This is a genomic window from Marinagarivorans cellulosilyticus, assembly GCF_021655555.1.
GTDB lineage: Bacteria > Pseudomonadota > Gammaproteobacteria > Pseudomonadales > Cellvibrionaceae > Marinagarivorans > Marinagarivorans cellulosilyticus.
This window is the reverse complement of the sequence record NZ_AP023086.1, coordinates 5280928-5302123: the sequence shown is the minus strand read 5'-3', so window position 1 is coordinate 5302123 and position 21196 is coordinate 5280928. Positions and strand designations below refer to the sequence as shown.

Here is a 21196-nt window from a genome sequence, read left to right as displayed (position 1 = left end):
TATCAATCTTGAGAGGAAGCAACGAATGTATCTTGCTAAAACAGGTATAAAACTGACTGCTACGGTATTGAGCGTGGCAATATTATCCGCTTGTGGAAGTGGCGGTGGCGGTGACAAACCCCCTACTTCCCCGCAGACAAATAATTCATCCTCTGCTGATGTTGTAGTATCAAGCAGCTCAGAAGCCTTAGCGTCTAGTTCTGAGGCGACTTCAGTATCCTCAAGCATGGATTCAAGTTCTGAGGCTAACAGTACTTCATCTGCCACAAGTGACAGCAGTGTTGGTGTATCAAGTTCTTCAGAAGATGCTGCCAGCTCAAGCAGTATGGATAATATGCCTCCTGCTTCATTATCATCTATGAGTTCACTCTCAAGTGTTGCTTCTGTTTCTAGCTCTTCTGCTGGGGTTTCTTCAAGTGAGATGAGCTCTTCAGTTGAAAGCAGCAGTTCTATTGCTGAATCTTCGAGTTCTGCAATGTCGAGTTCGTCTGAAGCGGCTTCAAGTGTGGCTGCAGATCCCGTTGATTGTTCAATCGTTGATCCAGATCTCGGAAAGCAAGCGTTTGCAGACAACTCTTGTACGGCCTGTCACGGGGCTTTTGATGAGGCAACCGGTACAGCACCTGGACGCGGTGCTAACCCGTCTCTCGATGTGAACAGTTTTGTTAAATTTGATGAGTCGGCAATATCTTTAGATGCCTATATTGCCACGTCTATGATGGAATTTACTGACGGCTGTGATGGTGATGCTGCCTGTATTGCAGATGCCGCTAATATCGCAACCTATCTGAAGAGTCATTCTGATTCACCTTGGTGTGTCGATACCGGTAACTCCTCTAGCGAGATGACAAGCAGTTCAGACCTTGCTTCGTCTTCAAGTACAGAAACAAGCTCATCCGATGCTGCTGTAAGCTCATCTTCTGATATGGTTCCTTCATCCAGTGAAATGAGCAGTAGCTCTACCCCGGAATCTTCTAGCTTTGCAATGTCGAGCTCTTCTGAGCCGGCTTCCCCTGCGTTGGTTGAGTTTATCTACCCAACTTACAAAGCTAACTTAGGTGGTGTGTCTGCAACCAAATTGATGGTGAAAGCCGCTGCAGATACGCAATCGATAACAATTGGCGACGTTAGCTTAACTAAGACTGGTGATGTTTGGATATCTGCAGATAACGCATTAATCCTAAGTACTGATATGGACCAAGAGTTTGATGTCATTGTTAATGGTGATATTGATTCGCAAGCACTAGTGCTTAATAACCATGCAAGTGGCATTGCTGGTGAAGGTGCATTATTCAACGCGTCTGGTTTGGCTTTTGATACAGATGATCAAATCCTGTATTTCACTGATGCTTATATGGGGCAATTACGTAAATTCGACCCAACCACAGGTGAGCGCGATGCTATATACAGTGCAATGCGATCTGAAGATGCGTCTGTAGATCTCTACTGGTCAATGGCCGTCGATAGTGCTAATGATGAAATCTACATTGTCGCCGATAGCTACGGTTACGACTCAACTGTAGGTAGCGAAGAGTATGCGGTTGAGTTATTGCAATTAGATGCGCAAGGTTCTGTTCTATCGTCATATGCTGAAACGACTGCCGAAATTAACGGTGCACGAAGCGCATTTGTTGATCTTAATGCGGAGCTTACTGCTTCAGTTGGCGATGCAATTATGTACTTCGTAGACTTCGGTTCAAGCGACCCATTGCACCAGTGGATTCTATCTGGTGATTATGCTGGGGAGCATTACGGTATGTTGGTTTCAGTGGATGACGGTGAAGGTGCTGGTGAAGATGACACGCGCTTTTCTGGAAACTATAGTCCTCGTGCTTTGGTCAGGAATGGCGATAGTTTATTGATTGCTCGTCAATTTGGAACATCAAGCAACACTGGTACTGGTGCAATCATTGAGGTTACTTCAGCTGCTCAACGCGGTAATGTTACTAGTTCAGCAGAGCTGTTTGTTGAATTGTCATCGAATGGCCAGGTGATTGAAAAGCCAACATCAATGACCTTAAATCGTGATGGTTCCGTACTGTACATTGCTGATAAAGACCGTATATGGGCGATGGATATGAGTACCAAGTCTTTTGAATTAATGACGTCTTCTAACTTAGCAACGGGTAAAAAAGGTGAGGGCCCACGTTTAGCGGCTTCTGTTACCGCGATGGAAATACATCCTGTATATGACATTCTTTACGTAGCTGCTGGAACTCAAGGGGTTATCGCAATTGACCTTGCTACAGGAAACAGGATTACAGTTGCTCGCTAAGAGCTAGCTAGTTGAACGAAGCATAAATGGAAGCCCTCTATCGAAAGATCGGGGGCTTTTTTATATAGACTCAGTTTTCTGATTATGAAATATCGAGGTTAGAGCCATGACGGTGCTATCGCATTCTATAAAAAGTAAGTTGATGTGCATTTTTTTATGCCTAGGAGTTATCTCGTGTGGAAGTAGCGGCGGTGATAATTCTGAAACTAAGAAGCCTGTGAATGGCGGCGAAACAAGTAGTACATCCAGTGTGGCAAGCAATAATGTAAAAGTGAATTTGGTTTTCCCAACTAATTTATCTAACCTCGGCGGTGTCGATCATTCACAAATACAACTTTACGTTGAAACGAATGATAATTTTGGTGAGGCGGTAGATGTAACTGTCAATGATATATCGTTAACGGTTTTTAATGATTTATGGCGTACGGATGGCGAGTTAATTTATTTGCAGGGGTTAGAGTCCCCGACATTAGATATAAATGTAACAAGTGAGTATGGATACACGGAGAGCTCTCAGTTTATGATCGCTAACAATACTGCAATTATGGGTGGGAGCATTTATGCAATAGACCTGTTTTTTGATAATGTAGGTAGTGTGATTTACGCTATAGATGAAAATAAAAGTGCTCTTATCGAAGTAAATATAAACAGTAATAATAGAAGAGAAATATATGAGAGTGAAAATATATTAGAGCAGAAGCTTGTCCGAGGAGCTTTTGCAGACTCTCAAATATACTTAATTGAAGAAGGTGCATCATTAGAATCGCCCATAAGCTTGCTAACTGTGGATTCATCCGGTGTTGTAATCGATCAATTTAATTCTACTTCACCGGTGAATCAGCCTGTAAGCGTCTTTATTGATAATAGTAAAGAGCTGTTGTCATCTGAGAATGACTTAGTTGCATATATTCTCGATGGTGATGCTAATGACTCTTTGAGTCAGTGGTTCCTAGATGGTGAATATAAAGGGGAAAACTACCCTTTGCTTGTCAGCACCGATGAGAGCACTGGGTTCTCTAGTAATTATGTTCCCTCTGCTGCTATAAAGTTGGGTGATTCGATACTGCTTTCTAGGGAGCGCTCTTCCTCAGATGGGTTTAGTTCTGGGTCTTTAGTTGAAGTTAACTTTGCTCCAAAGCAAAACACATATACCGCTAAGGCTAATGTATTTGCATCAATCGATAATGAATATGGACGAATACAAAAGCCGACGGCTATGGCTTTAACTCACGATAAGACTACCTTATACATTGCTGATCAAGATAAGATATGGTCGATGGATTTAACTAAGGATGATAAACCTTTTAAGCTAATAACCTCATCGAGCATTATTCCGCAAAAGTTAGGTAATGGCCCGCGACTTGGTTCATTTATAACTGCAATTGAAGTGCACCCTAAATACAACATCCTTTACGTCGCAGCTGGGGCTCAAGGTATTATCGCCATAGATGTAGCAACCGGTGACCGCATTACCGTCGCAAAATAAAAAGCATTGAAGCAAATTCCAGCGTACAAATTTTAAACACCCTACTTTTAGTTTATAATCCCAGCCCATTTTTCCAGTGGGCTGTTTGCCATGATTTACCCTAAAAAATATGATGTGATTGTGATTGGTGGTGGCCATGCGGGTACCGAGGCTTGTTTGGCAGCGGCGCGCATGGGGTGTTCTACCTTACTGCTAACTCACAATATCGAAACCCTAGGGCAAATGAGCTGTAACCCTGCTATTGGTGGGATCGGCAAAAGCCACTTAGTAAAGGAAGTTGATGCGCTTGGTGGCGCAATGGCGCTGGCAACAGACAAGGGCGGTATACAATTCCGCGTGCTCAATAGCCGTAAAGGCCCTGCTGTTCGTGCAACCCGCGCTCAAGCTGATCGTGCCCTTTATAAAGCGGCCATTCGAACTATTCTTGAAAACCAACCCAATCTCGATATCTTCCAGCAAGCAGCCGACGATTTGATTGTTGAAGGTGAAACTGTTCAGGGTGTTATTACCCAAATGGGCGTTAAGTTTATGGCGCCCTCGGTTGTTTTAACAGCGGGCACTTTTCTGGGGGGGAAAATCCATATAGGCTTGGAAAATCATTCTGGTGGCCGCGCCGGTGACCCACCGAGTATTGCGTTAGCCGATCGCTTGCGAGAGCTTCCATTGAATGTGGAGCGTTTAAAAACAGGCACTCCACCGCGTATCGACGCTAAAAGCGTTGATTTTAGTTCGTTGGAAGAGCAATGGGGTGAAAACCCGCTACCGGTAATGAGTTATCTTGGTAAGGTCGAAGATCACCCCGAACAAGTATGCTGCTGGATTACCCACACGAACCAAAAAACACACGATATTATAATGGGCGGCCTAGATCGCTCGCCGATGTATACCGGTGTGATTGAAGGCGTAGGGCCGCGCTACTGCCCTTCTATTGAAGATAAAGTCCATCGCTTTGCCGACAAAGACAGTCACCAAATTTTTATTGAGCCAGAAGGGCTAAATACCCACGAGCTATACCCCAACGGTATATCTACAAGCTTGCCGTTTGATGTCCAGATGGACCTTGTGCGCTCGATTAAAGGTTTTGAAAACGCTCATATTACGCGCCCTGGTTATGCTATCGAATACGACTTTTTTAACCCACAAGACTTAAAGTACAGTTTTGAAACCAAGGCCATTAAGGGGTTGTTCTTTGCGGGTCAAATCAATGGTACAACGGGGTATGAAGAAGCCGGTGCACAGGGTTTGCTCGCTGGCACAAATGCCGCGCTTAGAGCCAAAGAACAAGACAGTTGGTGCCCCGAGCGGGATCAAGCTTATATTGGTGTATTGGTTGATGACCTTATCACTATGGGCACAAAAGAGCCCTACCGCATGTTTACCAGCCGCGCGGAATATCGCCTGCTATTGCGCGAAGATAATGCGGATATCCGTTTAACAGAAAAAGGCCGCGAGCTAGGCTTGGTGGATGATGAGCGCTGGCGTGTATTTTGTGAAAAACGCGAGCTAGTAGCGTCTGAGCATCAGCGCATGAAAACCACCTTTATTCAAGCTAACAGCCCAGAAGCGGCTATATTGGCGCCTAAAATCAAAGCACCGTTAAATCGCGAGTACAGCTTGCTCGATTTATTAAAACGTCCAGAGCTAACGTATGCTGATATTGCCAGTTTAAAAGGCGAGGCTGTGGATAACGGGCAAGTCGCCGAGCAGGTAGAAATCCTAGCCAAATACGCGGGCTATATCGACCGCCAGCAAGACGAGGTGGCTAAGTTACGCGCGAATGCCGAAACGCTGATTCCGAACGACTTTGATTACTCAAATATCGAGGGTTTATCGAATGAAGTTAAACAGAAATTGATAGAAGCCAAGCCAGATACCATTGCCCGTGCAACGCGCATACAAGGCGTTACGCCTGCTGCTGTATCGTTGTTATTAATAACCTTAAAAAAGCGTGGCTACCTGCGCAAGCAACAAGTTGCCGCTGCGGCGGCTGGTAAATAGCATGGAGTGGCAAGAAAGTTTAGCTGGTGAGCACTCGCTACTGCTTAATGGCTTATCCGATATAGGCTTAAGCATTACAGATACGCAAAAAAATCTGCTAATGCGCTATTTAGCCATGTTTATTAAGTGGAACAAAGCGTATAACTTATCGGCCATTCGCGACCCCAAAGCAATGGTAACGCTGCATCTTCTCGATAGCCTTGTGGTCGCCCCTCATTTTAAAGGGGAAAACGTGCTGGATGTAGGCACTGGTGGCGGCCTACCGGGTATTCCGTTAGCCATATTGTTTCCCGAAACGCAGTTCACCTTATTAGATAGCGCAGGTAAAAAAATCCGCTTTTTATTTCAAGTAGTTAATGAGCTAGGCCTTAAAAATGTGACGGTGCAAAACCTGCGGGTAGAAAAATTCGCCCCTGTGGATAAGTTTGATGTGATTATTAGTCGCGCTTTTGCATCAATAACCGATTTTGTCAGTTGCAGTGGCCATTTATTAGCGGACAATGGAGCCTTTTGGGCAATGAAGGGGCAAAACCCTGTGGACGAGTTGAGCCAAATTGAAAAACACTATATTGTCGCGGGTTTTCAGCCACTAACAGTACCTGGCCTTGATGCCGAGCGCTGCCTTATCCAGCTGCAACCGCGTACTAACCCTTCAACTGATACACAACCGTAAGAGAGATTGCTGTGGCCAAAGTTTTTGCCATTACCAACCAAAAAGGCGGCGTAGGAAAAACGACAACATCCGTCAATTTGGCCGCTTCATTGGCAGCGACTAAACGCCGAGTACTCATGATTGATATCGACCCACAAGGCAATGCGACTATGGGGGCTGGTGTGGATAAAAATCTTCAGCAGCATACGGTTTACGATGTACTAGCCGGCGATGTCTCTATGGCTGAAGCAATTGTCTACTCCCCTGAGGGGCAATTTTCGGTGCTAGCGGCTAATAGCGACTTAACAGCTGCCGAAGTACAGTTGTTAGATGTGGATAACCGCGAGCGCCGGTTAGAAGAGGCCATTAGCACAGTGGCGGATACTTTTGATTACATCTTGATTGACTGCCCGCCTTCGTTGAATATGCTAACGGTCAATGCGTTAACCGCGTGTGATGGTGTGATTATTCCCATGCAGTGCGAATACTATGCGTTAGAAGGCTTATCGTCGTTGAAAGAAACGATCGATACCGTGCAATCTGCGCTGAATCCGCGGTTAAAAATTGAAGGTATTTTACGCACAATGTACGACCCGCGTATGAGCCTTACGGGCGAAGTATCTGCCCAGTTAACGCAACATTTCCCGTTGCAGCTTTACCATACTTGCATCCCGCGCAATGTGCGTTTGGCTGAAGCCCCAAGTTTTGGCGTGCCTATTTTAGCGTACGACAAAGCCTCTAAGGGAGCATTGGCCTATTTAGCGCTAGCAGGGGAGTTGATTAAACGTTGTGAGCCCGAGCGCTACAATAAGAAGAGCCAGAAAAAACCAGCGGTAGCGCCCGAATAAAGCTCTTGCTGTGTTACAGGGGCTAAGACGCTAGGTAAAACGGCATAATGCCTTTAAACAGAATTTTGATTGGATACCGCCATGAAACGCAAAGGTTTGGGCAGAGGGTTAGACGCCCTACTAGGAAGTGCCTCCAAGCAAGCGACAGATAAACCGGCCGGCAAAGCTGAGCCCTTAAATGCAGCAGATATGCCGGTTGCAGAGCCTGGGCCAAAAGATGGTCGGTTATTAAACCTGCCGGTAGAATTTATGCAGCGCGGTAAGTACCAACCGCGCCGCGATATGCACCAAGAAGCCTTGCAAGAGCTTGCAGAATCGATCAAAGCGCAAGGGGTGATGCAACCTATTGTGGTGCGTCCAATTGGTGAAGATAAGTACGAGATTATTGCCGGTGAGCGTCGTTGGCGCGCTACCCAGTTGGCCGGCATAGATACCATTCCAGCCGTTATCCGCGATGTAAACGATGAAGCTGCCATTGCGATGGCGTTAATCGAAAACATTCAGCGCGAAGACTTAAACCCCATCGAAGAGGCTATTTCCCTCAAGCGCTTACAAGATGAATTTGAGTTAACCCACCAAGAAGTGGCCGATGCCGTAGGCAAATCGCGTACAGGTGTAACTAACTTGCTACGGCTTTTAAACTTAACTGATGAAGTGCGCATGCTGTTAGAGCATGGCGATTTGGAGATGGGCCACGCCCGTTGCTTACTCAGCTTGCCATCAAACCAACAGCGCAGTATTGCTCGCCAAATTATTGCTCGTAGCTTATCTGTAAGGCAGGCTGAAGCACTGGTACGCAAAACACAACAAGAAGCCAAAGAAGAACCTAAAGCGGTTTCTAGCGCCAGTGGCGACATAGAAAAGCTAGAAGAAGGTCTTTCTGAGCATGTGGGTGTACCTGTGAAAGTACAGCATGGCGCCAAAGGCAAAGGTAAGTTGGTGTTTAACTATAAAAGCTTAGATGAACTAGATGGCATATTGGCCCACCTTAAATACCAAGCCTAACACCTGTTAGTCAGAAATAAAAAAAGCGCTTTTTTTATTTCTGGCTTAGGTCTGTCTACTTCTGGTACATCTCTTTATCTTCACTTAGATTTATCCAGCCTCTTACGATTCGGTAAATAACCCAAATAGCGTTAGCGACCAAAATAAACCAGCCAATAAACACGATCAGGGTGATAAACCCAATAACCGACCATAACAGCGAAAACCAGAAGGTACGCATTTGCCAGCGGTTATGGGATTCAAGCCAGGTGTTTTCTAGCTCATCGCGCTTAATGTAGTTGATAACAACTGCGGCAATAAAAGTAAAACCAATAACAAAGGATACAGCTTGAAGTATGTAAACGAGCTGGCTCGTATCTTTGGCTTTCCTCAGTTTTTTTTCGTGTTCTTGGTCAATGTCCATTTTTTTACGCTCTAAGTGTTATATGAAGAGGGTACTCGGGCTCAGTAACCTAAGCCACCTGCTGTAGATAACGAGGTAAACCCCGTTAACCATACAAAAGCGGTTATTTAGCGTTGTAGGCAATTTGATAGCTACCGTCGTGTAATACTTCCATTACAACTTGCATATCACTATTGGCGTGCTCAAATGCTTTACCATCTAAAATCACTGAGGTCTTTATTGGGTAGACGCCCTGGGGCATACCTTCGGGTAAGGTGAAGCTAAAAGTGTTTTCGTAGGCGCCGCCCTTGCCATTGCTAACTTTTTTAGTTAAAGAGTTAATCACTTGATCTGTCTTTTCGTTATCAAAAATTTCTAGCTTTTCCTCTATTAATACCTTCTTAGATTTTTTACCTACCACTACTTTGACCGAGGTATCGATATTAATTGGCTTGCCAACTTCTACAATGCTGTTGGGGTTAAGTTTGGCGTCATATGCCAATACTTCTGTTTTTTCGGGTAAATCGCCATGCTGCTTTTTATATTCTCTAGTGACCGTTTTATCATTGGTGACCTGCTCGGTCTTATAGTCAATAACCATTTCGTAAATGAGTTTGGCAGCAACAGTAACGGCAGCAATTTTAGCCGCCGATTTTAAGTACTCCTCATTTTTACATTTACTTTTATTCGAGGACTTCTCGCACTTATCGGTATCTGGGCCCAACTCTTTTGTAATATCTTTTAAACCAAAGCCGCTAAGCAATGTAAAAGAAAGCCCTGCTGCGATAATAATTTTAATTTTACGGTTAAACATAAAATATCCTTTTAGTTAATTTTGAAGTTATTTTTAAGTGATTCTATCTGTTGTTTCGATTTTTTAATCATTTTTTTAGCGGGTGTGTAATTAGGTACAAACTCCAATGCAGACTCGGAATTAGCAATAGCACAGGTATAGTTTTTCTTGTTAAAACAAGTTGTAGCTTTTTGTATGAGCTTATCGGCTTTTCGCTGATTATCGCTCGCCTGCTTTTTATCGTAATTTGCCTTTTGTTGAATCGACAGTGCCTGTGTGTTTTGGTTATCAAGCTGCAATACGGCTTGGCTATGGGTAATGGCGCAATCATAGCGTTTTTCGTTTAAGCATTTTTTGGCGGATTCTAGTTCTTGGTTAATTGTTTTATCTCGCGCTAGGCTGGCGTTATTGAGTTGTGTGGCTAGTTCGGCTACCTTTGTTTGTAGTGCTAAAACGGCTGAATCTTCTGGTGCTAGGCTCAGTAGCGAATCCAGTATTGTTTGGGCGCACTGAATATCTTCTGGATTGATGTTGTCTACTTCCAAGCAGTTGTATGCATCGGGTAGGCGTTGGCTAAGCTCAATATCGATCTTAACAGCATCGATTTTTTGCTGTAATCGTGGCATTAACTCGCTTTTGGGCGCTAGGCTTTTTAGCCGCCCAAGGGCATCCTGTAAACATACCAAATCCATATTCGATGCACAGTAGGCAATGGCCTCTTCGGTTTCTTCTTCTAGCTGGGTAATTTTTTTATCTTGTGATGTCGCAAGTAGTTGGGTGGCTTTAGTGTGCTTAGGTGCTAGCTCTAAGACGGCTTGGCTGCTTTCTATTGCGCAGTCTAAATCGCCAGCTTGGGCACATTCTTCGGCTTTTTGGTAGGTGTTATCAATGGCTAGAGCTACTTCATCTGGCGCGCTAAAAATAGCGTAACCTAACGCAGCAACAGCAACTAATAGCCCCCCGCTTAATAGCTTAAAATAAGGGACTTTTTTTACATGGTTAAAGGTGGCTAGGAATTGCTCTATCGACGGGGTACGCTCACTGCGTTTAAGTGCTAATGCCGATTCAAGCGCTTGCCATTGGTATTTATTAATGGCCTCTGGTTTTACAAGCTTAATCCCCTTTTTAATCGCTTCTTGAGCCGAATGGTTATTGTAAGGATGTTTTCCGGTAAGTATTTGGTAAGCGATGATGGCTGTCGCATAAACGTCATCACTGGGGTGAGGCTCTTTGCCCTCAAACATTTCTAGGGTGGCATAAGCTGGTGTAAGCGCACCCAATGAGCCAGCATCAAAATCCCCCGCTACGGCTGTTTGGCTTACCGAGCGAGCAATACCAAAGTCCAATACTTTGGCCGAGGAGTCGGTAACAAAGATATTACCTGGCTTTAAATCACTGTGAATAATGCCTTTGCTGTGGGCGTGTATAAGTGCATCGCAAAACCCTTGAATAATGGTGGTTGCGCGCTCTACCGGTAAACCTGATGGGTACTCCCGAATAAGCGCGTCTAACGGCTGGCCTTCGAGGAATTCCATCGTCATGAAAATAACATCACCATCGCGGTCAAAATCGTGAACAGTAACAATATTTGGGTGCGAAAGCGTATGCGAGCGGCTGGCTTCGCGCTGCAAGGTAACAAATGCATCTGGATGGTTTTTGAAGTTATCGTTTAAAACTTTCACCGCCACATTGGGTTTTAAGTCGTTAGCTTCTATTTTGCGTAAATCTTTAGCGAGGTAGACGGTGCCCATACCACCTACCCCAATAACACTCTCTAAAACAAAGCGCTTGTTTAACAGTATTTTGTTCTCTGCGAGTGCGGCATTGGCAATTTGTTTGGCTTGGCTAAAACCCTCGGTATTCTCGCCGCTTTTTAGGTCGGCATAAAAGCGCGTTAAGGCTTCATCGCGATTACCTGTGGATAAGGTTTGCCGGCGATCTGTTTTTTCTTCAGCGGGTGGTTTAGCTTGAACAACCGTTTCTTCCGGTGCGGATGCTTTGCTTTGCGCTTTATGCTGCACAACAGTCGCGTCGTGCTTGTTATTCGCATCGTCATTATTATTCATAGTGTTATCCATTAACGACTTTTTGTGGCGGTTGTTTTCAAGAAGCTAAACAGTTGATGCTATCAATCGCCATCGCGCGCTGCAATACGATATTGTTCAGGCTGGCTGCAGGAATACGTCCCTTTAGGGGCTGGGTCGAGAGTTTTATCTTACCGGTGGGATATTAGAAAGCTAAAGCAGCTGCCAATACGAAAAAAGGCGCTTTTAAAGCGCCTTTTAGCACATGTAGTACACGGGGTGTAATTACTTAACCGGGGCAAGCCAATCGGTATGCGCTGGAAGCTCGCCTTTAACCGCTTTGAAATATAAGTCTTGAAGGATGGTTGTGACGGGGCCACGTTTTCCTTCGCCAATAATGCGACCGTCATATTCACGGATAGGCAATACTTCAGCGGCAGTTCCGGTAAAGAAGGCTTCGTCGGCAACGTATACTTCATCACGGGTAATGCGCTTTTCACGAATTTCGTAGCCGCAGTCTTCAGCTAATTGGAAGATGGTTTTACGCGTAATGCCGTCTAGGCAGCTGGTTAGCTCTGGGGTGTAAATAATACCATCGCGCACCATGAAAAAGTTTTCACCGCTGCCTTCAGCAACGTAACCTTCGTTATCCAACAGCAAAGCCTCTTCACAACCGCTATCCAAGGCTTCGCGCAGCGCTAGCATAGAGTTAATGTAGTTGCCGTTCGCTTTGGCTTTACACATGGTGATATTCACGTGGTGACGCGTGTAGCTAGAGGTGCGGATCTTAATGCCATTTTCTTTGGCTTCTGGCGACATATAAGAGGGCCAGTTCCAAGCGGCGACGATCACGTGTGTTTTCAGCGCATCGGCACGTAGGCCCATGCCTTCAGAGCCTAAAAAAGCCATCGGGCGAAGGTAAGCCTCGTCGAGGTTGTTTTCCCTTACTACGGCGCGTTGCGCTTCGTTTAGCTCTTCTTTGCTGTAGGGCATTTCCATACGCATAATATGGGCAGAGCGGAACAAGCGGTCGGTATGCTCTTGCAGCTTGAATATGCAGCTGCCTTTATCGCCAGCGTGGTAAGCACGCACACCTTCAAAAACGCCCATGCCGTAGTGCAATGTGTGGGTGAGTACGTGAACGCGAGCATCGCGCCAAGGTACCATTTCGCCATCAAACCAAATTACGCCATCACGATCGGCAAAATTCATAGTTGTTTCTCTCTAAGTTAAAGCGTCGAATGTAAATGAGCGTGCTCAAGGCGCGGGCTAACGGCCGGGGCCGAGCTTCGCTCGCATTATAGTTCAATAAAGTTTTGCATCTAGCGAAGGTGAGGCTAGTTATGGCAAAAAGACTTGTGGGCTTTGATTGCCTTATTCGCTTTGATTATCTTAGTCGCTTGTGGGGCTAAGCAAGCTGCGAATTTAGGCAGTTTGGCTTTGAAGGTCGTTCAAAAGGCAAGCACTGCAGCAGCTGAGGCAAAGTACGTGTATTGAACCATAAATCGTGCTGCGACGGTAGGGAGTTAGGGCGCTTTGGTAGCTTTGATTAGAACGCGAAGGTATTGTTGCCAATAACACCGTAGCAGCGGCTAAAGCATGCCTTGTCAGGGTTATAGTGGCCCCCTAGTATGCGCACTTTTTTAGAGTTATTTTGTATGTCCCTTCAGGATAAAGTTCAGCGTGATCACTTTAGTGCAGCTATTTGGCAGCGTGGTAAAAGCTTATTTAATGAAGGTGCTGTTGGCAGCTTAAAATACAGCCAAAACGGCGTTAGCTGTGTGGTTATAGGTAGTCGTGGAAACAAATATCGCGTCAGCATCACCGCATCCAACCAGTATATAGAGTATCAATGTAACTGCCCTTACGGCTTCAGTTGTAAACATGCAGCTGCGGTTATATTTGCGATGAAGGCTGCCCAACCCGCTCGCCTGCTTCCTATTTCGGCTAAAAGGCCCGCCACATCACCACAGGACAGTTGGTTGCAGCAGTGCCAATTGGTTCTAGAGAAGCAACCTACTAAAGCCTTAAATACAGCGGCAGATAAAAATACACTTTATTACTTGCTAGAGGAAAAAGATCGGCAGCTCTATTTAAACCCTGTTGTGGATTTATCCTACCGAAAGGAGGATGAGCTGAACTTGGTACCGTGTAATGAATATCATGATGATGGGGATGTGTTTGATCAAAAAATAGCGCAGTTATGGGAGAGCCAGTATGTACAGAGTACTGAGCAATTAATTAATGATGACATTAGCTGCCTAATGCTGCAGCTAGCACTAGAAAGTGGCCGCTTGTACGATAGTAATTCTTCTAGAAGTAAGCTGAATGCCGCCCCGTTATTGCTGGGTAGTTCTGTGCCGTTAGATATCCATTGGATAAAAAAGCACGCCACCTTGGATTGCGAGCTAAGGGTGCAAGGCTTACCGGATGCGAAAATATACCTCGCTCAGAGGCCTTGGTATCGCGATAATAATACCCTTGGGCCTTTAGAGTCTTTAGTCAATGGGCAACGATTATCATTGTTGCAGGCCATGCCAGAACTACCGCTGAATAAAATGACTGCGACGCATAGCGCCTTTTTTAGTAGCCTACCGACAACAGTACAGCCCGATATACCGGAGTTACTGGAAATTCACTTAACTGAAGCAAGGTTTGAATTGATTCTATGCGCCCGCGATCAATTCCCTGCGTTACAGTTGAAAGTGCATTACGGTGACTTTTCTTTTGATGCTGGTTGGCACCGCCTAGACTTACTGGATAAAGACCAAAGGCATGAAATGAATGGCCAACATTACCGCATTACTTGTGATGGAAAAACGGAATTGGATGCAATCAGAGCACTAGAAATATTGGGTTTTAAAGCAGAATTCGACAGCTTAGAAGTAGAAAAAAGCCATAAGAAAATTTGGATGATTTTTAGCTTTGATGAAGTCCAGCGTATTACACGCTGGCAAGCTGTGTTGCCTAAGTTGGCTGATTTATGCGAGAAGCGTGGTTGGTTGTGTACTACAGATCCAAGTTATCGAGCGCCCACCGAGCTTGATGCCAGCTTACATACAGAGGTAGGCGATCAAGATAACGGCTGGTTTAGTATGGCCCTAAGTTTGCAAGTTGACGGGCTTGATATTAACAGTCAAGAGTTATTACAACGTTGGTTTGCTGAGGGCTTCCCAAAGCAGCTGATGATTCAGAGTGCCGGCCAATGGCATATTATTGAAATGCAGCGATTTCGCCATCTTACACAAACTCTTGAAGAGCTTTATTCGGGTGAAAAATTTGGCGAAGCGATTAGCTTGCCGCCCTATCGCGTACCAATGCTGCAAGAGTTTAGCGAACTAGACGAAAGGCGTGCGCCAAACTTTAAAAAACTTAAAAAACAATTACAAAACTTTAAAGGCATTAAGCCCGTTGCGGTACCGAAAAAGCTCAATGCGCAGTTGCGTGATTATCAGCAAGATGGCTTAAATTGGCTAAATTTTTTGCAGCAGCACCAACTTGGGGGAATATTGGCGGATGACATGGGGTTGGGGAAAACCCTGCAAACCTTAGCTTTATTACAAAAACTAAAAAGTGGCCGTAAGCTGAATAATGGTTGTTTAATCGTGGCGCCCACGAGTCTTTTATGGAACTGGCAAAGCGAAGCCGAGCGTTTTTCGCCAGGCTTAAGTGTACTTATACTGCATGGCCCAGAGCGCAAAGAAGATATCCCAGATATCCCTTTTTATGACTTAGTTGTGACAAGCTATGGCGTACTACAACGCGATATCGACATACTCAAACAACATTGTTTTGATGTAATCGTTCTAGACGAAGCGCAAGCCATTAAAAATGCGAATGCCAAAACAACACGTGCAGCCCGCCAGTTGCAAGGCAATATGCGTTTGGCTTTAACTGGCACCCCGTTAGAAAATCACTTGGGCGAGCTGTGGTCAATTATGGATTTTGCACTACCGAACTTGTTGGGTAAGCAAGAACATTTTAACAAGCACTACCGTAAACCCATCGAAAGCGAGCAAAATGAAAGCGTGAATCAGCGCCTTGCACAGCAAGTAGCACCCTTTATGTTACGCCGCCACAAAGGGGATGTGGCCAAAGAACTACCGCCTAAAAATGTAATAGTCCAGCATGTGCATCTAGAGAAGGATCAGCGCAAGCTTTACGAAGGTATTCGTAACAGCATGGAAAAACACGTGCGCCAACTGTTCCAAGAAAAAGGTGCTAAGCGTAGCCATATTGAATTTTTAGATGCGCTGCTGAAATTGCGCCAAGCCTGTATCGACCCGTCGCTGGTAAAATTAGCCCAGGCCAAAAAAGTAAAAAACTCCGCTAAACGCAGCTGGTTACAAGAAACCCTGCCAGAAATGGTGCACGAAGGCCGGCGCGTTTTAGTTTTTTCGCAGTTTGTGTCGATGTTGTCGGTAATAGCGGACGACCTGAATAAAGCTAAAATTCCTTTTATCAAACTAACCGGTGCCAGCAAAAACCGTGGCGAGTTGGTTAAGCTGTTTCAAGCGGGTGAAGCGCCCATTTTTCTTATTAGCTTAAAAGCCGGCGGCTCGGGCCTAAACTTAACCGCGGCCGATACCGTAATCCACGTAGACCCATGGTGGAACCCCGCGGTAGAAGACCAAGCCACCGACCGCGCCTACCGCATAGGCCAAGATAAAACTGTATTTGTGTATAAGTTGGTAGCACAAGGCACTGTAGAAGAAAAAATCCAAGCCCTACAAGCCGATAAAAAAGCCCTAGCCGATGCTTTATTTGATGGTACACAAAAATCAAAATTGCCTAAATCAAGCGATGAGTTATTGGCGCTGTTGGGGTAGATGGATGAATATTGGCAGAGTTATGTGGATTATTAGCGTAAGGAGATATCTCGGCTATATGCGGTAAAGTTTTTCAAAAACGCCGTAAATCATCCTTGATGGCTCCAATCGGCCATCCAGGCCTCATAGGTTTTGAATAACCTTATCGCACAGGCCTGACGTTTTTTCTGAGATCAGTGGGGTTTAAAAACGTGTCATATATTGATCTACACAGCCACTGTTTGCCTGAATCTTTAAGGTCGTGCTAGCATTGATAAAAATTCACATCATATAAGGGAATTATAATGAAACTTGCCATAACAAATTCGGTTGGGGAGAAAGGGAAAAATATTGGAACTGACGTTAAGCTTATTCGAGCTTTGATCAACGTTTATCGACGCAAGAAAAAGCTTACTATAACAGCAGTCTCAGATAAGTGTGATGAATCACTTATTGAAGAGATCAGAAACTTTCAGAAAGACCACCAAAAGAGTTTAGTGCCGGACGGCCAAGTAACAAGTAGTAATTCGGGGAGCTTTAAAAGTTTAGTTGCATTCATGAAATCAACGCGAACTCACGTTGCGATAGTCCCTCCGTCGAATGGACTGTTAACCTGGAAAGCCGAAGGAAGTGAGGGCGGTAGGTACCATAGCCGAGTGTTACACGTCCCTAGCAACACATCCGGATTGACCATAGGACGAGGCTATGATCTTAAGCAGCGTTCAAGTGCCGAAATAAAGAAACACCTCTCTCTAGTATCTATTCCCAGCAACTTTGCTACAAAAATTAGTCAAGCAGCTGGTTTGCAGGGCGTCGCGGCGCGTCAATTTATCATTGATCAAGATTTGCTTGATTTCGAAATCAGTGCCCAAGCACAACTAGCGCTCTTTGAGCACGTTTATAAAGATATTACTGCTGATGTGAAAAGAATTGGAAATAAAAGCAGTGTTATAAAAGCTTACGGAAAAACCAATTGGGATGAACTCGACCCTGCAATACTGGACATACTTGTTGATCTACGCTTTAGGGGAGACTACACCGGTAATAGCCGAAAAAAAATACAGAAATCTGTTAGTAATAATGACTTTGATGAATTAAAAAAAATAATTATTGAAAAAAAGAATTGGGAATTATGGCCAACTAATCGTTTTGATCTGCGCAAAGAGTACCTGGACCAGGTTAGCAAAGAGAAGCTAAAAAAAGGGAAGGTCGTCATTCAATCAGTTAATGACGGAGCCAAAATCTCTCACAATCAGCCAACAGGTACTCCCGAATGATTAGATGTTTAACGCTAACCTCATTGATTCTTATTGCTGGGTGCTCGATGTTTTCTGAAGGGGAGGTGCCAGCCAATTTAATATCTGGGCACGAATACGCTTTTAGCGACAAGAATATTCACCTACAAGTGCTGCATCAGGATATGGAGGTTTCAGAGGCTTGCCCTAAGGTCACTTTGCGTTCTAGCAATGCCGAAATACGATCGGAAATGAGCCTTTGCAAGGTTAACATTTTAGGTTACCCGAACGCATTTGATGCCAAAACGGATTTTGCTTTTATTGAATTTAGTGAATACGCGCTTAGTAATAGTACATTCACTTATACAATCGATGGCTCTCTTTCTCGAGGCTCGGCATTTATAGCGACCTGCAGTATTAGTATCGTTGAGCAATCATTAACGTCATCACAGTGTGAAGCCAAACCTCTTTCATTCGGAGGCCACCAATAAAAACATCCTACGTCAGGCCCATACGGTAAGTTTTGTCAAAACCTATGAGGCAGGAGCCGAGTGGAACCTACATGGAGGTATTTACGGTGTTTTTGAACAAAATTTACCGTATGGGCCGAGATCTAGTCAGTGTTACGCTTTAAAGTCACCCTACTCCAGCAACTCCCGCCAAACACCCTGCACATCCCCCCTCAACCCCTCAAACCCAGCACCATCTATTTTATTGCCACGCTGCTGCAAAGCCAGTTTATGGGTTTCTGAGCGTAGTGCTTTGTAAGCTTCAATTAGTGTTGTAATTTGCGTCTCACTTAACAAGTCACTTTGGCCAATGGCTTCCAAAATGCGAATATTATCCGACCATTCAACCAACGTTGGGTTGTTGTGGGCGTGAGCTAGGACGAGGTATTGCACGATGAATTCAATATCGACTATGCCACCGGCGTCTTGTTTTATATGGAATTGACCGGCTTGTTCCTCCTTGGTTTTGCTACCCAGTTGGCTGCGCATTTTTTGCCGCATTTCGGTCACGTCTTTTTTTAGTTTTGCTAAATCGCGCTCACTGCAGAGTGTTGTTTTACGTACAGCGGCAAATTCTTGCGCCAGTTGCGCATTACCGGCGACTACGCGGGTTCTTACTAGGGCTTGGTGCTCCCAAGTCCAGGCGGCATCGCTTTGGTATTTGCTAAATGCGCTAAGGGTGCTAACAAGCATGCCGGAGTTACCCGATGGCCTAAGGCGCATATCCACTTCGTATAATGTGCCCGATGGCATTTTGGTATCGAGTAATAAAATGAGTTTTTGCCCCATGCGGGTATAGAAGGTGTGGTTGTCTAGTGCGCGCTGGCCTTCGCTGGCTTGGGTTTCTTTTTGAGCATTGGCATTGTGAATAAAAACCAAATCTAAGTCGCTGCCGTGGCCTAGCTCTATGCCACCGAGCTTGCCGTAGCCTATAACAACAAAATTGGGCTGGTTGCCGCCTTCATGGTCGCCAGGTAAACCATGCTTGCGACACATATCTTGCCAGGCCAAATCGAGGGCATAGCTCAATACAACTTCTGCTAGCTCTGTTAGGTAATCACTAACCTTCATTAACGGTAGTTTACCGGTGACTTCGCAGGCAGCGACCTTTAATCCGTGGGCGTGCCTAAAGTAGCGCAAGGCTTCCATTTGCTGTTCTAAGTCGTCTTCTGGAATGCGCAAAATAGTTTGGGTTAGTTCGGCGCTTAATTCTTCTTTATTGGGTATTTGGTATAGGTTGGTTGGGCTGAGTAGTTCATCTAGCAGTGCTGGGTATTCGGCTAGGCGCTCGGGGATCCAGGGGCTGGCTTCGCTAAGTATTACCAGTTGTTCTAGTGCTGCAGGGTTTTCTATAAGTAGCAAAAGGTAAGCGCTGCGCCGCGCAATAGCGATGATAAAAGGCTGCAGGCGTTGTAATGTTTGGCCTGCGCCGGCCCGGCTGCTAAGTTTTTGCAGCAGTAGTGGAACAAAGCGATTGAGTCGATCGGCGCCGGTTTTATCGGTGGCGAGTACCTGTGGGGCCTGGTGTAAGGCGAGCAAAGTTTGAGCGCCGTCATCGGCACAGTCAAAATCTAGCTGCTCGAGTAGCTCGGTAATAAATGGTGCTTGTGTTTCGTTCCAAATAGAGCGCCATTGCTGGCCTGCTTGTGTGTTTTTGTTGTTGTCTTTGTCGGCAATGACCTCGCCAAATTGCTCGCTAACAAAGTGCATGTGTTGGCTAAGCTGCAATTCAAATTCTGGCCAATCTTTTGCACCCATCGCTTGCGCTAATGCCCACTGGCTGTTTGAGCTTTGAGGAAGGTCTTGCGTTTGCTTGTCTTGCCAAGCTTGAATCGCATGTTCGGCGTTGCGCAAAAAAAGGTAACTATTTAATAGCGCCCTGGCAACATCAGCTGGAATGGCCTCTAGTGTTACTAGCGCGTTCAGGGCATTTACCAGCGAAGGCGTTTGCAATTGGCTATCGCGGCCACCGCGAATCAGTTGTAGTGCTTGCACAATAAACTCAACTTCACGTATACCGCCCTCACCTAGCTTTACATTGCCTTTAAGTCGTCGGCGCTTTACCTCTTGGCGAATGCGGGTTTTTAAGTCTCGCAGCGCTTCAATGGCGGAAAAGTCGACGTACTTACGGTAAGTAAAGTTTCGCAGTAGGGTGAGGAGTTCGTTGGTTGCTGCTGCTAAAGGGACGCTATTTTGTGCATCACCGGCGGAGCACGCCATTACGCGCGCCTTAACCATTGCGTAGCGTTCCCAGTCGCGGCCTTGGGTAAGGTAGTAATTCTCGAGGGCATCAAAGTTACTGACAAGCGCCCCGCTTTGACCATACGGGCGCAGACGCATATCTACCCGAAATACAAAACCATCTGCCGTTTGCGCATCAAGCGTTTTAATGAGTTTTTGCCCGAGTTGGGTAAAAAACTCTTGGTTGCTAATGACGTTTCCATTTGTAGGGCTTGGCGTTGTTTGGCCGGATTCTGGGTAGGCAAAGATAAGGTCGATATCTGAACTTAAATTAAGCTCGTAAGCCCCAAGCTTACCCATACCAATAACTAGCATAGGTTGGGCTTGGCCTTGAGCGTTAACGGGAGTCCCTTTGCTTTTAACCATCGCGTTATAGTGATAATTAAGAGCAAAATTAACCGCAACGTCGGCCATTAGGGTGAGTTCTTTCGTGATATCTAATGTGGGTGCCAAGCGGTTTAGATCGCGCCATATACATCTCACCATCATCAAGTTACGCCATTGCCGCAGCCCTGAATCTACACTTTTATCGTCCAGCAAAGGTGCAAGGTGTTGTTGCAATGATTGCTGATAGTCGGTAATTGCCCATTGCGTATTCAAGTTGGGTAATATCGAAAGCAAGGTGGGGCTATCTTGTTCAGGTTGCAATAATTGGCTTCGTACAAACAGGCTACATGCTAGCGTTTGGTGCCACTGGTTGCGCCATTGATTGGGCTGGCTATCGAATAGTGCCGACAGACTGGTGGCGGATAACTGTTCTAACCATTGTTGGATAGCCTCATTAGTATGGTCGCTATCGGGAGCTTCTGGCGCAATAGCCAGCAAAGATTGAAGTTGAACCAAAGAAGTTTGTGAATCTGCCATTAATATGCTCTTTTATTCTTGCGCAAACCATTTAATTGTACTGTACACTTAACCAGTCAATTGCTTTAGGTTTCCA

14 protein-coding genes are annotated in these 21196 nt (G+C 45.3%); 9 read left to right on the top strand and 5 right to left on the bottom strand.

What is annotated here, in order from left to right:
- The first annotated feature begins 25 nt into the window (after nt 1–25).
- From MARGE09_RS21495 to MARGE09_RS21470, 6 genes are all read left to right on the top strand, one after another.
- Entirely contained in the window at nt 26–2275 is a 2250-nt protein-coding gene (locus MARGE09_RS21495) for a hypothetical protein (RefSeq protein WP_236985230.1), read from the top strand.
- A 106-nt stretch (nt 2276–2381) separates the two neighbouring features.
- Entirely contained in the window at nt 2382–3761 is a 1380-nt protein-coding gene (locus MARGE09_RS21490) for a hypothetical protein (RefSeq protein ID WP_236985229.1), read from the top strand.
- Between the two features lie 90 nt (nt 3762–3851).
- Complete coding sequence (gene mnmG / locus MARGE09_RS21485) at nt 3852–5759, top strand: tRNA uridine-5-carboxymethylaminomethyl(34) synthesis enzyme MnmG (protein WP_236985228.1); 1908 nt, start codon at nt 3852–3854, stop codon at nt 5757–5759.
- 1 nt (nt 5760) lies between these two features.
- Nucleotides 5761–6432 carry a 16S rRNA (guanine(527)-N(7))-methyltransferase RsmG gene (rsmG, locus tag MARGE09_RS21480; protein WP_236985227.1) on the top strand — a complete coding sequence of 224 codons (672 nt, stop codon included), beginning with the start codon at nt 5761–5763 and terminating at the stop codon, nt 6430–6432.
- Nucleotides 6433–6443: 11 nt separating this feature from the next.
- Entirely contained in the window at nt 6444–7259 is an 816-nt protein-coding gene (locus tag MARGE09_RS21475) for a ParA family protein (RefSeq protein WP_236985226.1), read from the top strand.
- Nucleotides 7260–7340: 81 nt separating this feature from the next.
- Nucleotides 7341–8264 carry a ParB/RepB/Spo0J family partition protein gene (locus tag MARGE09_RS21470; protein ID WP_236985225.1) on the top strand — a complete coding sequence of 308 codons (924 nt, stop codon included), beginning with the start codon at nt 7341–7343 and terminating at the stop codon, nt 8262–8264.
- A gap of 55 nt (nt 8265–8319) precedes the next feature.
- On the opposite strand, the gene MARGE09_RS21465 is transcribed toward MARGE09_RS21470, so the two are convergent.
- From MARGE09_RS21465 to MARGE09_RS21450, 4 genes are all read right to left on the bottom strand, one after another.
- Entirely contained in the window at nt 8320–8667 is a 348-nt protein-coding gene (locus MARGE09_RS21465) for a DUF4870 family protein (protein ID WP_236985224.1), read from the bottom strand.
- A gap of 103 nt (nt 8668–8770) precedes the next feature.
- Nucleotides 8771–9460, bottom strand: coding sequence for a hypothetical protein (locus MARGE09_RS21460; protein ID WP_236985223.1), 690 nt, complete (start codon nt 9458–9460; stop codon nt 8771–8773).
- An 11-nt stretch (nt 9461–9471) separates the two neighbouring features.
- Nucleotides 9472–11505: a protein kinase domain-containing protein gene (locus MARGE09_RS21455; protein WP_236985222.1), complete on the bottom strand. Its 2034-nt coding sequence runs from the start codon at nt 11503–11505 to the stop codon at nt 9472–9474.
- A gap of 243 nt (nt 11506–11748) precedes the next feature.
- Nucleotides 11749–12675, bottom strand: coding sequence for a branched-chain amino acid transaminase (locus MARGE09_RS21450; protein WP_236985221.1), 927 nt, complete (start codon nt 12673–12675; stop codon nt 11749–11751).
- 446 nt (nt 12676–13121) lie between these two features.
- Between MARGE09_RS21450 and MARGE09_RS21445 the strand changes: the two genes are divergently transcribed.
- The 3 genes from MARGE09_RS21445 (at nt 13122) to MARGE09_RS21435 (ending at nt 17997) form a co-directional block, all read left to right on the top strand.
- A complete protein-coding gene (locus MARGE09_RS21445; RefSeq protein WP_236985220.1) occupies nt 13122–16292 on the top strand; it encodes a DEAD/DEAH box helicase in 3171 nt (1056 codons plus the stop codon).
- Nucleotides 16293–16576: 284 nt separating this feature from the next.
- Nucleotides 16577–17548, top strand: a complete 972-nt coding sequence (locus tag MARGE09_RS21440; RefSeq protein WP_236985219.1) for a lysozyme family protein — start codon at nt 16577–16579, stop codon at nt 17546–17548.
- Nucleotides 17545–17997, top strand: a complete 453-nt coding sequence (locus MARGE09_RS21435) for a hypothetical protein (RefSeq protein ID WP_236985218.1) — start codon at nt 17545–17547, stop codon at nt 17995–17997. The genes MARGE09_RS21440 and MARGE09_RS21435 overlap by 4 nt, the downstream gene beginning before the upstream one ends.
- A 150-nt stretch (nt 17998–18147) precedes the next feature.
- Here MARGE09_RS21435 and glnE read toward each other — a convergent pair whose 3' ends face one another.
- Nucleotides 18148–21120, bottom strand: coding sequence for a bifunctional [glutamate--ammonia ligase]-adenylyl-L-tyrosine phosphorylase/[glutamate--ammonia-ligase] adenylyltransferase (glnE, locus tag MARGE09_RS21430; protein ID WP_236985217.1), 2973 nt, complete (start codon nt 21118–21120; stop codon nt 18148–18150).
- Nucleotides 21121–21196 lie beyond the last annotated feature (76 nt).

Coding starts and splice junctions, on each gene's coding strand:
- rsmG (WP_236985227.1), top strand. CDS start 5,761: ATGGAGTGGCAAGAAAGTTTAGCTGGTGAGCACTCGCTACTGCTTAAT.
- MARGE09_RS21465 (WP_236985224.1), bottom strand. CDS start 8,667: ATGGACATTGACCAAGAACACGAAAAAAAACTGAGGAAAGCCAAAGAT.
- MARGE09_RS21490 (WP_236985229.1), top strand. CDS start 2,382: ATGACGGTGCTATCGCATTCTATAAAAAGTAAGTTGATGTGCATTTTT.
- MARGE09_RS21470 (WP_236985225.1), top strand. CDS start 7,341: ATGAAACGCAAAGGTTTGGGCAGAGGGTTAGACGCCCTACTAGGAAGT.
- MARGE09_RS21440 (WP_236985219.1), top strand. CDS start 16,577: ATGAAACTTGCCATAACAAATTCGGTTGGGGAGAAAGGGAAAAATATT.
- MARGE09_RS21460 (WP_236985223.1), bottom strand. CDS start 9,460: ATGTTTAACCGTAAAATTAAAATTATTATCGCAGCAGGGCTTTCTTTT.
- glnE (WP_236985217.1), bottom strand. CDS start 21,120: ATGGCAGATTCACAAACTTCTTTGGTTCAACTTCAATCTTTGCTGGCT.
- MARGE09_RS21450 (WP_236985221.1), bottom strand. CDS start 12,675: ATGAATTTTGCCGATCGTGATGGCGTAATTTGGTTTGATGGCGAAATG.
- MARGE09_RS21495 (WP_236985230.1), top strand. CDS start 26: ATGTATCTTGCTAAAACAGGTATAAAACTGACTGCTACGGTATTGAGC.
- MARGE09_RS21445 (WP_236985220.1), top strand. CDS start 13,122: ATGTCCCTTCAGGATAAAGTTCAGCGTGATCACTTTAGTGCAGCTATT.
- MARGE09_RS21435 (WP_236985218.1), top strand. CDS start 17,545: ATGATTAGATGTTTAACGCTAACCTCATTGATTCTTATTGCTGGGTGC.
- MARGE09_RS21455 (WP_236985222.1), bottom strand. CDS start 11,505: ATGAATAATAATGACGATGCGAATAACAAGCACGACGCGACTGTTGTG.
- mnmG (WP_236985228.1), top strand. CDS start 3,852: ATGATTTACCCTAAAAAATATGATGTGATTGTGATTGGTGGTGGCCAT.